This window comes from Niallia sp. HCP3S3_B10 (genome assembly GCF_052064465.1).
GTDB classification, from domain to species: domain Bacteria; phylum Bacillota; class Bacilli; order Bacillales; family Cytobacillaceae; genus Niallia; species Niallia hominis.
Genome location: NZ_JBQHVO010000033.1, coordinates 1 through 14,289 on the forward strand (window position 1 = coordinate 1; position 14,289 = coordinate 14,289).

The following is a 14,289-nucleotide window of genomic DNA, read 5'->3' on the forward strand; positions in this document are numbered from 1 at the left end:
AAGTAAGCAACAAGCAGCTTAAAAATTTTATAGGAGATAAAATTCTGTAAGTCTGTGTTTCTTTAAAAGCTCGAATTATGAAATTAACTCATATACATACTTGTTTTACAAAAATTTTGAATAATAAATGAAAAATACCTCTTCTATACGATTGTATCCAATATTGAGTGTATGCTAAGATTAAATGGAATTTTGTAATGAACGGAGGTTTTCCTTTTGACAGCATCAATGAGATTAAGATTCCCAATTTTCAACGTTAATTAAATACGTGGATGTTCTTCTTATAAGAAGAAATGGGATTGGTCTGTCTATTTATTGGAAACCTGAATATATGGTTAATAATAAGAGGGAAGAATACCATATCTTCGCTCTTTTCTCTGCGCCTTAGTAAAGATAGGTAGACTTATTCTAACTAATCAAAATGAATGTGAGGTTTATGAATGAGTACAGTTAATCATAAAGAAAATTGGTATCGGAATATCGTGTTATTTCTTAGTAGCCAGACGATATCTTTGTTTGGATCGTCACTCGTCCAATATGCGATAATGTGGTATATAACGCTAACAACAGAATCTGGTTTAATGATGACAATCTATATTTTATGTGGGTTTCTTCCAACCTTTATTTTATCGCCAATAGCTGGTGTATGGGCAGATCGCTATAACCGGAAACGGCTAATTATGTTATCAGATGGGCTTATTGCTTTTGCTACGTTGGTGTTGGCCATTCTCTTTTTAATAGGATATGATCCAATTTGGCTGCTCTTTGTGATGGCAGCAGTTCGAGCATTTGGAACAGGGATTCAAACACCATCTGTTGGGGCAATATTGCCCCAAATTGTTCCAAAAGATAAGCTGACAAAGGTAAATGGTGTTAATGGGAGCATTCAAGCTATTATTATGTTCATTTCACCGATGGTAAGTGCTGCATTATTAACATTTGCATCTATTGAAACAATCTTTTTCATTGATGTTGTTACAGCAGTGCTTGCGATCATTACCTTGCTTGCCTTTTTAAAGATTCCAGCACATAAAAGGGCAACGGAAACCCAATCGACTAGTTATTTTAGTGATTTTAAAGAAGGACTGAAGTATGTAAATAATCATGCTTTTTTGAAAAAATTCTTTTTCTTTTTTGCGATTTTTTTCGTGCTTATGGCGCCGGCAGCATTCTTGACTCCTTTGCAGGTTACTCGTAGTTTTGGAGAGGATGTCTGGCGATTAACTGCAATAGAAATTGCCTTTTCCATTGGAATGATGATAGGGGGAGGCGTCATTGCATCATGGGGCGGCTTTGAAAATAAAATAAAAACAATGACACTTGCAAGCTGCATGATGGGAGTTTGTACGTTTGCACTTGGGATTATTCCTATGTTTTGGATCTATTTAGTTTTCATGGCCATATTTGGTTTGGCTATGCCAATCTTTAATACGCCAACCACTGTTTTATTGCAGGAAAAAATAGAAGAAGGATTTTTAGGAAGAGTCTTCGGTGTAATGGGAATGATTTCTACTTCTATGATGCCCATTGGAATGCTAATATTCGGTCCAATTGCTGATTTCATGGAAATCGAATGGTTATTAATAGGAACGGGAGTGTTTATCATTATCTTGTCCATTTTCTTAGGAAGAGACAAAGTACTTATGGAGGCAGGAAGGTCTGCTCTTCCGGAATCGCTTCAGAATTAATGGGAATAAAATAAAATTTGAATCCACGAAAAATGATTTAGACTTAGCTAGCGCTTGTTGCATTAGCTAAGTCTTTTTTGCTTTTGTATAACCCAATATAAAGCAATTTTGAAAAAGTTCTTTTTCACAAGGAATGAAATTCACTATTGTTTCTTGTATAATGAATAAATGTATAGGGAACGGTAAAAAATCAGGAAACGTTTAATTGATTTTTAAGCGTCAACGAGGGATAGGAATGAAGAAAAAAAGAAAATCAGCAACGAACACCATTATTATTTTAATAATGGTTATATATTTTGGCTATTTATTTACTAGTAGTACGATTAAACAAAATAATGAACAAAGATTATTGAAGTACTTACCGGATATTTCAAATGAGCTAGAATCAAATGAGTTAAATGCAGAGGAGCTAGCACCAATATTACTTGCAATAATGGATCAAGAAAGTCATGGAAAAGGAAATGATCCGATGCAATCCTCTGAATCAGCAGGCCTGAAAAGAAATGCAATTGAAGACCCTTCAGAAAGTATAAAACAAGGAGTTTTTCATTTTGCTGAAATGTACAAGTATGGCGAGAAACAAGGGGTCGATCTTGAGGCAATTATCCAGAGCTATAATATGGGACCAGGTTATATTGACTTTATTGTCAGTAACAATCTAGTCGAACATAGTGAGGAATCGGCAAAAAACTATTCGGAATATATGGTGGAACGATCACCAACACTTTATACATGTAATAACGACAAGTTCAATTTTAGATACCCATATTGCTATGGGGACTTTACTTATGCAGAAAAAGTCACAGCTAGGGTAGAAGAAATGAGCAGTATGATTGAAGAATATGCTCGAGAATTATAGGAGGAATATAGAAATGAAGCTTTACAAATCGGTACTTGAATTAATAGGCAATACCCCAATTGTTCAATTAAATAAAATCCCTGAAAAAATTGGGGCGGAAGTGTATATAAAGCTAGAATCTTTTAATCCTGGTGGCAGTGTGAAAGACCGTGCCGCTTTAAATATGATTGAAAATGCAGAAAAAGAAGGCAAGCTTATTCCAGGTAAAAGTACCATTATTGAACCAACATCAGGAAACACAGGGATAGGAATAGCAATGGTAGCTGCAGTGAAAGGATACCGTTGCATTATTACGATGCCAGATAATGCAACAAAAGAGCGAGTGCAGATTTTAAAAGCATATGGGGCAGAGGTTCATTTAACACCGGGAAGCAGACGCATGCAAGGAGCGATTGATGAAGCGAATCGTTTAGCAAGTGATATTGCTGATAGCTTCATTCCAATGCAATTTGAAAATCCGGCCAATGCTGATGCCCATCGTGGAACGACAGCTGTGGAAATTAATGAAGCTTTTGATGGAAAGTTAGATGCACTGGTATTGACTGCTGGCACAGGTGGAACGGTTACAGGAGTCGGCGAAGAATTAAAGAAAATGATTCCTGGTATAAAAATATATGTAGTAGAGCCATTCGGTTCTCCAGTTTTATCAGGTGGAAAACCAGGTCCTCATAAAATTCCAGGAACGGGCCCTGGATTCATTCCTAAGATTCTAAATCGTGATATTTTTGATGAAATATTACTAATTAAAGATCCCGATGCGGAAGTAATGGCAAGACGACTTGCAGCAGAAGAAGGCATTTTTGTAGGTGCATCAGGTGCTTCAAGTGCGCATTTTGCTGTGCAAATCGCAAAAGAACTTCCTCCGACAGCTAAAGTGCTTTGCATAGCACCAGATACGGGGGAACGTTATTTATCATCAGATTTGTTTGTTTAAGCGATATTTAAGTGGGTAGTCCTTGTTGGGCTACCTTTTATTTTTAGAAAAAGGGAATTTGTGATATTGGAGTTAGGCTGAATATGTATGAATCGTTGAATTATCCATCTACTAAGTCCTAAAAGAATAAGCTCCCGTTTAAAACGGAAGCACTCCAATATAGTAGCCAATAATAGTAAAAAGCAGGCACCAAAGGAAGGAACCGATAGAGGCAAAAAGGATATATTTTGATAGATTCATGCCAGATACACCTGAAAAGTAGGAGGTCAATCTTCTAACGCCGGGTATGAAATTAGCAATGATAATTGTCCATGGACCATATTTATCAAACCATTTTTCCACTCTTTCTAATTTTGCAGGAGTAAGCTTTATCCATTTTCCGTGTGTAAGCAGGAATGGTTTGCCTATTTTTCTTCCTAAAGTGTAATTAATAATCATGGCGCTTAGAGCACCAATAAAGCAAATAATATCTGCAAGAAGAAAATTCATCACGGAAATAGAAGTAAGATAACCTACAAAGGTTAATAATGCTTCATCTGGTATAGGAATACCAAGACCACTTAATGCAAAAAGAGCGAATATGGCAATGTACCCATAGTGGGAAATGAAAGGTATAGATGCACTCATTTATTTACTCCGTTCTTTTTCTGTAAACATTCACTCAGGCAAAGCCTCAAGAGTACGCCTTTCTTATCATACAGGGAAAAGAATAAAATTGGGAGGGCTTTTACTTGAAAAATGTTGGAAAGGTTTGGAGCTAAGACGTTATTTCAGAATAGAGACATTCGGTTCTACATACAATCTTCTTTTTCTTTGGCTGTTTTCGTAAAGTTTGTTGCGATTACCCGCAGCCGGAATACACTTCGCTTTCCGTGGGGCTAAGCTTAAGCCTCCTCAGCTTCGCCTCCGGGGTCTCAGACTGTCTCGCTAATCCCACAGGAGTCTTCTGTATTCCGGCTGCTAATTGTTTCCTATTAATTCTTTTTTCCTATTGAAAAAACAACAATTCTTTAGAAAACAGCCTTTTCTTTTCAAAATTACACCTTCACATATTTGAAAAAGTAACCATTATTTACTTTAATGAGCATATCATAAATATGTTGGCACTATCGTTGAAATTACTCCCGTATGATTTGACTTTACACGTTATTTGGATTACTTTAATCACAAATAGAAAATTGTCTGAGGGAAAATGAAAGATTCTAGAAAAGAAAATAAGGAGGTTTTTTGAAAGATGAGAACAACAATTGAAAAAGCACTTTCCTTAGGTTTAGGTTTAGCGATTGCTGGTAAAGAACAAGTAGAGAAAACAGTAGAAGAGTTAGTGAAAAAAGGAGAAGTAAGCAAAAATGAGTCAAAGGATTTAATCAATCACTTGATTCAAAAGGGAGAGGAAATGAAAGGCCAGCTGGAAACAGTTGCAAAAGAAAAGGTTAATGCTGCATATGCAGAAATGAAGTTAGCCACTTTAGAAGATGTGAAGAAATTAGAAAAAAGAATAGAGGCATTAGAAAGAAAAAATCTCGACGAATAAAGTGGGTTTGTAAATGGGTGTAAGTAAACGTATTAGACAGATGAAAAGATATCGGAAAATCACGTCTATTCTCGCTCGAAACGGAATAGGCTTCTTTTCTAATAAAATGGGACTGGAGGAGAAGTTTTTTTTTCATAAAGAACATCCTCCTAAAAGTACGGGACGTCGTATCCGCTTAGTTCTAGAAGAACTTGGAACAACATTTATTAAGCTTGGACAAATTGCCAGCACACGTCCTGACTTAATTCCTCCAGAAATCATTAATGAGCTAAAGGATTTGCAAGATCAAGTACCTCCGTTTACATATGGAGAGGCAGTACAGATTTTGGAAGAAGAATTAGGTGATTCTGTAGATCACCTGTTCAAGCATTTTTCTGAGGATCCTCTAGCCGCAGCGTCCATTGGTCAAGTGCATAAAGCTATCCTTAAGGATGGGACAAATGTTGCTGTAAAGATACAACGTCCTAATATTCAGGCAATCATCGAAACAGATTTAGAAATTATTGCTGATTTAGCTCGAATAGCTGAAAATACATGGGCATGGGCGAAGCAATATGGCCTTCGTGAAATAGTCGATGAACTAGCAAAAGGGCTGCTTATTGAACTTAATTATAGTATAGAAGCACGAAATATGGATCGTTTTTTCGAGCAGAATAAATCGTTGGGCTATGTTGTTATTCCCTCTGTCTATTGGGATTATTCCACAAAGAAAGTATTGACGATGGATTATATAGAGGGAATAAAGTTATCTGATTACAATCGCTTAGATGAAGCAGGAATCAATCGTGAATTACTTGCTGAAAGGTTGGCATACACGATATTCTACCAGATTTTAGAAGTCGGTCATTTCCATGCAGATCCTCATCCTGGAAATGTTCTTGCACTCCAGGATGGGAGAATCGTTTTATTAGATTTTGGAATGGTAGGACAACTTTCATCTTATACGAAAAAGAATTTTGCCTCTTTTGTGGTCGCTCTTCGCAATAAAAGCACGAAAGGAATCATCCGCGCTATTTCTGAATTAGGAATGATTCCTGAGAATGTGGATATAAAAAAATTAACGGCAGATGTAGAGGAAATGCGCGATAAATATTATGATATTCCCTTGCAAGATGTAAGCGTTGGGGAAGCAATTAATGATTTATTTTTCATTGCATTCCGTCACAATATCCGAATCCCATCGGAGTTAACACTTTTAGGTAAGTCATTGATGACAATGGAGGGAGTAGTCGTTGCACTAGATCCTACTTTTAGCGTATTTGATGTGGCTGAACCTTTTGGTAAGAAGCTTTTCTTAGATAAACTTAAGCCTTGGAAAATAATTAAAAGCATTGCGGAAGAAATTCCAGAATATTTTGCTTCTCTTAAAGATATTCCGTTAACTGCTAAACAGTTTATGGGATTTCTACGAAAAGGAAAAGTAGAAGTAGAATTTACATCACCACAATTGGAATTATTAATAAAAAAGATGGATCGATTTAGCAACCAGATAGCTTTTAGTATTGTTTTACTTGCTCTAAGTATTGTTATGGTTGGTTTAATTATTGGTGTTGCTCTTAGTGGGGTACAAACAATTCTCTGGAAATTTCCGATTATTGAAATCGGCTTTTCGATTGCGATGCTAATGGTTGCCTGGCTTATTTATTCGATTTTTCGTTCTGGCAGGTTTTAGCTATGAGAACCTTCCCATTTATACTAAATTAAAAAGTGCCAAAGACTCTTTAAAGAGTTTTTGACACTTTTTTTATGGATGAAAGGAAGTATTTCTCTACCTAAACGGATGCCATACGTTTTTCTTAATAGTTATCCTTTTTCATGGCGATAAATAAGAAGATAACTACCTCCACCAAGTATTAATAATAAGGATCCAAACAGTAAGAAGGAATAATTAGTTGTTGCTGTATCAGGTAGTTGGTTTCCTGTTGCTGGAACCTCTAAAGAATCATCTGTAGCGTCATTCCCTTGGGAATCTTCAAGGGAATTTATGGCATCGTCTGCAACATTTTCATTATTCTTACCTGGTCCGACTTCCGAATTTCCCTCATCTTCATCTATTGACTCAGCTGGCACTTCTTCCATATCATTCTCGTCAGGTGTATCTACTGGTGTTTCATCTTCAGCTACTTGTTTCTCTTTTACAGTAATACTTGCTTCGATTCGATTTTTGGTATCTTTTGTTTCTACTAGTATAGAAGCTGATCCTTCCGCAATTCCAGTTACTAATCCTTCTTCATTTACGGTAGCGACATCTGTATTAGAGCTAGTCCAAATTAGTTCTATACTATCCGTAGTATTCTCTGGGAGAATGGATGCTTCTAACTGGAAGGTCTGTCCAACTTCTATGCTGATAGTTGTTTGATTCAGTTCAATCGACTCGATTGGAAACAAAGGATCAACTTGGTATTCATTAACAGCAACCGTACCACTCACTTCATTCCCAACTAATACCAGTGGTTTCTTAGTGGGACTGTCTTCTACCGGAATAAAGGCAAGGCCTTCTGGACCAACGTCACTACTGATAGCATTTGAAAAATCTCTTGTATTAATATAATTAGTGAATGTTGCATTTGATGGATTTGTAATATTGTACGTCATGACACCACTAATACGTTCTAAGCCAATAAATGCATAAAGATCGTTGCCAATCGTTCCTACTTTTACATCTTCTGGTTCAGGGCCTTTTTTGGCACTTCTTTTTTCAAATACATCATCATCGTTTGACCAGTTGAAATAGTCTGGATATCGCTCTGCTGTAATCTTTTCGAATTCACTTCCACTATCAAATACTAGTTCCATTGTGTCAGCATTCCAAATCGAGAAAGAACGTCCACCTAGAGTATAGATTGCATCGTTTCCGCGGTCTGTCAGTACTTCTAATTTGTCATAATCACCAGAGTTTTTCATCTGTTCAAATGCTGCTTCTGCCTCTTCTTTAGTAAATCCTTTAAATAGAGAAGAATCTAGTTGGATTGAATCTTTGACCTTTTTGAAATCTTCTATGTTAACAAATTCTTCCCATTCTGTTGCATCGCCTTCATTTGCTGTCAATAAATAAGTAGTGCCATCCTTTTCAACTACCTCAATCGAATCTGGCATATACACGCCTAATATTGGTAAGGATTCGATTTCAATTTTATCGTTTCTTGCTGCATCCAAACCATTTTCCGGTAATGAATGATCTTTGAATCCTAATGACTTTACAGAAAGAACTTTGCCTGTTTCTACATTAATTCTTGCAATGGCATTATTTTCTTGGAGAGATATGAATGCTGTTTTGCCATCCGTAGAAAGTCCGATATATTCAGGCTCTAAATCTCGAACTGCATCAGCTAGAGTACCATTGTTCCGGATATGTACATCCGAATCTATTACTGTAGTATCATCAAATAGAATGGTATTTGCTTGTTTCTTTTCATAGTTAATAATTGTAACAGAGCCTTCTGGATCAACACCATTTTCTAAGCCTAATCTTGGTTCTCCTTCATTTGCAGATAGAATATACTTGCCGTCTTTTGATATAACGACATTATCAGGCTGAATACCAGCTTCAAATGTATGTAGGATATTCCCCTCATAATCCATGATAACGATACGTCCATTTTTGGAATAATTTTCATCTTGAACTGCTGCTGCGACAATTTGTTTCTCCGTATTAATGTCAATGCTAGTTAAATCCCCATATTGAAAGCTATCACTGTTAAGTAGTTCTGCTATATTAATAGATTTCTCTTTGGACAAATGTTGAAGTGTATTGGATTCTAAAGATGATAAATCTACTATATCAATTGTTTGTTGCTTTCCATTAATAACATAGAATTTATGAATATCTGGGTTGTACTTTACAATTTCCGCTACACCACCATCTTTATCTGATAATCCAGTACTGTAAGAGGCAATTTTACTAACATTGATTGAATCTGAAAAGGTTGCAGCACTTACAGAAGATGGGGCGGCGATATAGTTAGATAAACCAAGTAAGCATGTAACTGATAAAGCACTAATCATTTTTGTGAATGTATTCTTCATTTTCTCCTCCTCATAAATTGTAGATATTTGTAGTACATACTTTGTATAGTAAAGGGTAATTTTTGGATGGTGATGTCAGAATTGTAATTTTATTGTTTAGAATAGGTAAAGATAATAAGGATTATCCGGAAATATTTGGATGTTTGCTGTGTGCGTTCAGATTGGTATAGGTAAACAATAAAAAAAACAGGAGGAGTGTGCAAATGAAAGCTGTCACTTTTCAAGGAACAAAGGATGTTCAAGTTAAACAAGTGGAAGATGCAAAGCTCCAAAAGAAAGACGATATTGTTGTGCGAATTACCTCAACAGCTATTTGTGGTTCAGATTTACATATATATAAAGGAGCTTTACCAACTGAAAAAGACTATGTAATCGGACATGAGCCAATGGGGATTGTAGAAGAGGTAGGTCCAGAAGTAACAAGAGTTAAAAAAGGAGATCGGGTAGTGCTCCCATTTAATATTGCTTGTGGACATTGTTATTATTGTGAACATGATATGGAAAGCCAGTGTGATAATGCAAATCCTAATAAGGATATTGCCGATACAGGAGCCTATTTTGGTTTCACAGAGCGATATGGTGATTATCAAGGAGGACAAGCTGAATTATTACGTGTCCCATATGGAAATTTTGTGCCCTTTGTTATCCCAGAGTCCTGTGAATTAGAGGATGAAGCCCTGCTATTTATGTCTGATGTGCTTCCAACTGCTTATTGGAGTGTTGAAAATGCGGGGGTAAAGGATGGCGATACAGTTGTTGTATTGGGCTGTGGTCCTGTGGGGTTAATGACCCAAAAATTTGCTTGGATGAAAGGGGCAAAGCGAGTTATTGCCGTTGATAATATTCCTTACCGTCTAAACCATGCCAAAAAAATGAATCAAGTAGAAATTGTTAATTTCGATAATCATGAGGATACAGGTAACTATATCAAGGAATTGTCTTCTGGAGGTGCAGATGTAGTAATAGATTGTGTAGGGATGGACGGAAAGAAAACGCCAATGGAAGCAATCGGGCAAAAATTAAAGCTTCAAGGAGGAACACTCAGCGCTATTGAAATTGGTATGAATGCAGTGCGCAAATTCGGGACGATGCAATTAACTGGAGTTTATGGCTCGAAATATAATATGTTTCCATTAGGAACTATTTTTGAGCGCAACATTACAGTTAAAACTGGACAAGCGCCAGTTATTCATTATATGCCAATGTTATTTGATTGGATTACGAATGGGAAAATCGATCCAACGGAAATCATTACACATCGCATTTCTTTAGATGATGCAAGTAATGCCTACCAGATGTTTAATGATCATGAGGATGAAGTGATTAAGGTTATCCTTAAACCTTAATTTTGAAAAAGCCATCGAACGAGTTCGGTGGTTTTCACATGTTTAGTCTGCAGCTAAATATATGGCAATTTATCGACGATTTGTCTCTATCCATATGTTTCTACTATAAAAACCTTTATAATATACATGTATATTAGCTGATAGAGAGGGAAGTTTTCGATGAGAAAATACTCTAAGATGATAAAACCCTTTGATATTATATTGGTCGTTATCCTCCTAGTCATTTCATTTGTCCCAATGGCCGTATTTGCGATGAATCAAAGTAAGGAAGAGGAAGGAAATAAAGTCATCGCCATTATTACACAGGACGGCAAAGTCATTCGTGAAGTAGACTTAACTGGACATACGGAAAATGAGCAATTCATGATTAAAGGAAAAGGCAAACAATATAATCTAATTGAAGTGGAAAACGAGCAAATTAGAATTAAAGAAGATAATAGTCCAGACCAGATTGGAGTAAAGATGGGGTGGAAAGGCATACCTGGCCAAACCATTATTTGCTTGCCACATAAAGTGTTAATAGAAATTGTCGCAGAAAAACCAGAAGAGATGGAAGAGGATGGACTCATCTTATCTCATTGATTTTTAACATATTTTCAATCGTATTGTTTTCACTAAAAGAGCATGGAAATTATTTGAAATAAATAATTTCCATGCTCTTTATCCTTTTTCCATTTCCTTTACCTTATCTAAAATAGTAATCGTATCAATTAAATGATTGTTAAAGATTTTTTTTGCAACAGATAGAAGTTCAATGATTGCTGGGTCTCTTAGAGAATAAATGACTCGGTTTCCTTCTTTGTTCCCAATAACAATATTTTTAGTACGGAGGATACTTAATTGCTGTGACACAGCTGAACCTTCCAGCTCTAAAAGCTCGAGAATTTCATTCACACTTTTATCGCCTTGTGCCAAAATTTCTAATATTTTGATTCGTAAAGGATGGGCTAGTGCTTTAAAAAAATCTGCTTTAAATTGTTGAATATCTAGATTCAAATGCCTTCCTCCCTTTCTTCACTTACTTCCATGCTATCGCTGTTTTCTTTTTTATTTCCTGTTCTTGTTGATTGGAAAATGTTTCGCATTCATGAAAAGCAAAATGTTTACAGCCTTCACATTGCTGCTTATTAACAATGAGTAAGCTATAGTCAATCGCATCACCTGTATGCATAAAGAAATGCTTTTCTCCAATTTTTTCATATAAGCCGGTTTTCCGAAGGATGCTTTCTGGCTGAGGATTCATTCCACAGATTAAAACCTTGCCATGCTTGGAAAAGCTTTGAATAATATTGGCGAAATATGCCTCTCCAGTTAAATCCATGAATGGAACCTTCCCCATCCGCAAAATTAATATTTCAGGAGTGCGATGAATGGAGCGCAACAGGGTTTGTTCAAATGCTTGGGCAGCCCCAAAAAATAATGGTCCCTCTACATCGAAAATACTGATTTGCGGACAACCATGTGATCGTTTTTGATCGATTTTTTCTAATTTATTTGAATCACTAGGTAGTAGTTGAGATGTTTTCATTATATCACTCATCCGTTTAGTAAAGATAATGATAGCCAAAAACAAGCCGATTTCTACTGCTGTTGTTAAGTCAAAAAAGACGGTTAGCAGAAAAGTAACGCTTAAAACAAGGGAATCTCCGGTTTTTGTTTGGAGAATCATTCGAAATGATTTCTGTTCACTCATATTCCACGCTACTACCATTAATAAGGGAGCCATGCTTGCGAGCGGAATTCTGCCTGCAAAAGGTGCAAGAACTAATAAAATGATAAGGACTACAATCCCATGGATGATTCCAGAAAGAGGGGAAACCGCGCCGCTCTTTATATTTGTGGCAGTACGGGCAATTGCGCCAGTAGCTGGAATGCCTCCAAACAAAGGTGCAATCATATTAGCGATTCCTTGTCCGATTAATTCTTTATTACTATTATGCTTGTTGTTTGTCATACCATCTGCCACAACAGCAGATAACAGGGATTCAATGGCACCAAGAATGGCAATGACAAAAGCAGGTTGGATTAGTAATGTAACCCTGTCCCAAGTTATAGCAGGAAGGTGGAAGGATGGTAATGTATTTGGAATACCACCATATACCGAATCTATAGTCGCAATTTCACTAGGATAAAAAATAGTTGCAATAATGGTAGAAATAACTAATCCCATTAATGGTCCCGGAAGTTTTGGAAATATTTTTGGCGACAAAAGAAGGATCACAAGGCAAATAATAGCTGTAAGAATACTATAAGGAGTAACTGTATCGAAATGCTGGAATATTTCTCCCATATTAAGAAGAAAGGCTTCATGGTTTTCTATATCCTGCAGGCCTAAAAAATTAGGGATCTGGCCAGTGAAAATGATTACTGCGATTCCAGAGGTAAAGCCAATGGTGACAGATCTCGGAATATATTTAATAAGGGAACCAAACCTAAATACGCCAAATAAAACTAAAATAATGCCAGCTAAAAACCCGGCAATTAATAGATTTTCAAAACCATAACTGAGGACGATGCCAAGCACGATAGGGATAAAAGCACCAGTAGGACCGCCAATTTGAAACTTCGATCCTCCAAATAAAGAAATAAGAATTCCGGCGATTATGGTTGTATAAATTCCATATTCAGGATTTACACCAGATGCAATCGCAAAAGCCATCCCTAGAGGAATGGCAATAATACCAACAATGATGCCAGATGTAATATCTTTTCTAAAAGATGCAAACGAGTAATTTTCAAATCGATTATCATTCCAATTCCATTTCATAGTAGCCCTTCTTCTTTTGAATATTTATATATCTGATTATTTGAATATACTATTAGAATTTACGCCTTGTATGGGAAAAAGTCAAAGTGATTTTTGTGAACTTTTTTGTGTGTTTTATGAGGGGGGATTTTTTTAGGGATGGGTTTGGATCATAAATGCGATGGAGGCATTAAATTCAACTATATCACGTACTACTACTCATTAAAAATGTCCTAAATATAAAAATACATATGTACTAATACCATAATGAAGCTAAAAAACCGATACAACAATGGGATGCATCGGTTTTTTGTATTTTCCTTATTCTTCATCCATAAATGGTTTATTTACATAATAGTACATAACGCCCATGAATCCGACTCCGCCTATTAAATTTCCTAATGTTACAGGAATTAAATTGCGAATAATTGCTGGAATCGTAATGGCTGGGTTTTGATCTAGTACATAAGAAATAGAGAATGTTGCCATATTGGCAATGCTATGTTCGTAGCCTGAAATAAAGAAACAGAATACGAATAAAATCATGACAGTAATTTTTGCAATATCTTCTTTTAAAGCCATAGGGATAAAGAAAGCTAAACAGACAAGCCAGTTACATAAAATGCCTCGAAAGAAAAGCTCACTTATGGGTGCTTCCAATTTAGCTTGTGCTGCATGAAGCAAATAGTCATTTACACTAGGAGACTTGAATAACCCCGTTAACAAGATGAAGATGGCAAAGAAAATGGCTCCAATAATGTTACCTGCATAGCTTGTTCCCCAAATTTTAAAGACATCTGACCATCTTATTTTTTTTCTTAATGCTGCATAAGTATAATAAAAGGTGTTCCCTGTAAATAAATCTCCGCCACCATAGGCGATTAGAATAATAGCTGCCCCGAATACTAAAGCTGCCATTGGATAGGCAAGCGGTGATTCCACTGCATAAAAGAAATTACCAGTTTTAAATGCAACAATGACACCAAAGCCAATAAACATACTTGCGACAACGGCACGCATAAAAAAGCGAAACTTACTTTTTTTATAGATTTTTAATTTTTTTAAGGCTAATTTTTCTACTTCATGAAGTGATGCGCCTTCCATTGTTAATCCTCCTGAATAAGGTTTTCTTGTTTACCACTGTAGTTATGTTTCT

At 36.2% G+C, this 14,289-nt stretch carries 12 protein-coding genes; 7 read left to right on the forward strand and 5 right to left on the reverse strand.

Annotation, left to right across the window (positions count from 1 at the left end; all coding sequences use genetic code 11):
• The first annotated feature begins 440 nt into the window (after positions 1–440).
• From ACTNDN_RS14640 to cysK, 3 genes are all read left to right on the forward strand, one after another.
• Positions 441–1,688 (forward strand): MFS transporter, encoded by a 1,248-nt coding sequence (locus tag ACTNDN_RS14640; RefSeq protein ID WP_031535807.1) that lies wholly within the window; start codon positions 441–443, stop codon positions 1,686–1,688.
• A gap of 235 nt (positions 1,689–1,923) precedes the next feature.
• Positions 1,924–2,547: a lysozyme family protein gene (locus ACTNDN_RS14645; protein WP_048717342.1), complete on the forward strand. Its 624-nt coding sequence runs from the start codon at positions 1,924–1,926 to the stop codon at positions 2,545–2,547.
• 13 nt (positions 2,548–2,560) lie between these two features.
• Positions 2,561–3,481: a cysteine synthase A gene (cysK, locus tag ACTNDN_RS14650; protein WP_031535803.1), complete on the forward strand. Its 921-nt coding sequence runs from the start codon at positions 2,561–2,563 to the stop codon at positions 3,479–3,481.
• A 138-nt stretch (positions 3,482–3,619) separates the two neighbouring features.
• Here cysK and ACTNDN_RS14655 read toward each other — a convergent pair whose 3' ends face one another.
• Complete coding sequence (locus ACTNDN_RS14655; RefSeq protein ID WP_031535801.1) at positions 3,620–4,108, reverse strand: DedA family protein; 489 nt, start codon at positions 4,106–4,108, stop codon at positions 3,620–3,622.
• 607 nt (positions 4,109–4,715) lie between these two features.
• Between ACTNDN_RS14655 and ACTNDN_RS14660 the strand changes: the two genes are divergently transcribed.
• On the forward strand, positions 4,716–5,015 hold the full coding sequence (locus ACTNDN_RS14660; protein ID WP_441131353.1) for a phasin family protein: 300 nt from the start codon (positions 4,716–4,718) through the stop codon (positions 5,013–5,015).
• 13 nt (positions 5,016–5,028) lie between these two features.
• Entirely contained in the window at positions 5,029–6,687 is a 1,659-nt protein-coding gene (locus tag ACTNDN_RS14665; RefSeq protein ID WP_441131354.1) for an ABC1 kinase family protein, read from the forward strand.
• A gap of 131 nt (positions 6,688–6,818) precedes the next feature.
• Here ACTNDN_RS14665 and ACTNDN_RS14670 read toward each other — a convergent pair whose 3' ends face one another.
• Positions 6,819–9,041, reverse strand: coding sequence for a choice-of-anchor I family protein (locus ACTNDN_RS14670; protein ID WP_441131355.1), 2,223 nt, complete (start codon positions 9,039–9,041; stop codon positions 6,819–6,821).
• A 203-nt stretch (positions 9,042–9,244) separates the two neighbouring features.
• Between ACTNDN_RS14670 and ACTNDN_RS14675 the strand changes: the two genes are divergently transcribed.
• Together ACTNDN_RS14675 and ACTNDN_RS14680 are read left to right on the forward strand one after the other, a co-directional pair.
• The gene (locus ACTNDN_RS14675) at positions 9,245–10,387 is read left to right on the forward strand and encodes a zinc-dependent alcohol dehydrogenase (RefSeq protein ID WP_441131356.1); all 1,143 of its coding nucleotides are present in this window, start codon (positions 9,245–9,247) and stop codon (positions 10,385–10,387) included.
• A gap of 159 nt (positions 10,388–10,546) precedes the next feature.
• Positions 10,547–10,969, forward strand: a complete 423-nt coding sequence (locus ACTNDN_RS14680; protein WP_235252330.1) for a NusG domain II-containing protein — start codon at positions 10,547–10,549, stop codon at positions 10,967–10,969.
• A gap of 78 nt (positions 10,970–11,047) precedes the next feature.
• Here ACTNDN_RS14680 and ACTNDN_RS14685 read toward each other — a convergent pair whose 3' ends face one another.
• The 3 genes from ACTNDN_RS14685 to ACTNDN_RS14695 form a co-directional block, all read right to left on the reverse strand.
• Positions 11,048–11,383 (reverse strand): ArsR/SmtB family transcription factor, encoded by a 336-nt coding sequence (locus tag ACTNDN_RS14685; protein ID WP_031535787.1) that lies wholly within the window; start codon positions 11,381–11,383, stop codon positions 11,048–11,050.
• Between the two features lie 22 nt (positions 11,384–11,405).
• Positions 11,406–13,154 (reverse strand): SulP family inorganic anion transporter, encoded by a 1,749-nt coding sequence (locus ACTNDN_RS14690; RefSeq protein WP_031535786.1) that lies wholly within the window; start codon positions 13,152–13,154, stop codon positions 11,406–11,408.
• Positions 13,155–13,454: 300 nt separating this feature from the next.
• On the reverse strand, positions 13,455–14,237 hold the full coding sequence (locus ACTNDN_RS14695) for a formate/nitrite transporter family protein (protein ID WP_031535785.1): 783 nt from the start codon (positions 14,235–14,237) through the stop codon (positions 13,455–13,457).
• Positions 14,238–14,289: the final 52 nt, after the last annotated feature.

Coding starts and splice junctions, on each gene's coding strand:
- ACTNDN_RS14640 (WP_031535807.1), top strand. CDS start 441: ATGAGTACAGTTAATCATAAAGAAAATTGGTATCGGAATATCGTGTTA.
- ACTNDN_RS14645 (WP_048717342.1), top strand. CDS start 1,924: ATGAAGAAAAAAAGAAAATCAGCAACGAACACCATTATTATTTTAATA.
- cysK (WP_031535803.1), top strand. CDS start 2,561: ATGAAGCTTTACAAATCGGTACTTGAATTAATAGGCAATACCCCAATT.
- ACTNDN_RS14655 (WP_031535801.1), bottom strand. CDS start 4,108: ATGAGTGCATCTATACCTTTCATTTCCCACTATGGGTACATTGCCATA.
- ACTNDN_RS14660 (WP_441131353.1), top strand. CDS start 4,716: ATGAGAACAACAATTGAAAAAGCACTTTCCTTAGGTTTAGGTTTAGCG.
- ACTNDN_RS14665 (WP_441131354.1), top strand. CDS start 5,029: ATGGGTGTAAGTAAACGTATTAGACAGATGAAAAGATATCGGAAAATC.
- ACTNDN_RS14670 (WP_441131355.1), bottom strand. CDS start 9,041: ATGAAGAATACATTCACAAAAATGATTAGTGCTTTATCAGTTACATGC.
- ACTNDN_RS14675 (WP_441131356.1), top strand. CDS start 9,245: ATGAAAGCTGTCACTTTTCAAGGAACAAAGGATGTTCAAGTTAAACAA.
- ACTNDN_RS14680 (WP_235252330.1), top strand. CDS start 10,547: ATGAGAAAATACTCTAAGATGATAAAACCCTTTGATATTATATTGGTC.
- ACTNDN_RS14690 (WP_031535786.1), bottom strand. CDS start 13,154: ATGAAATGGAATTGGAATGATAATCGATTTGAAAATTACTCGTTTGCA.
- ACTNDN_RS14695 (WP_031535785.1), bottom strand. CDS start 14,237: ATGGAAGGCGCATCACTTCATGAAGTAGAAAAATTAGCCTTAAAAAAA.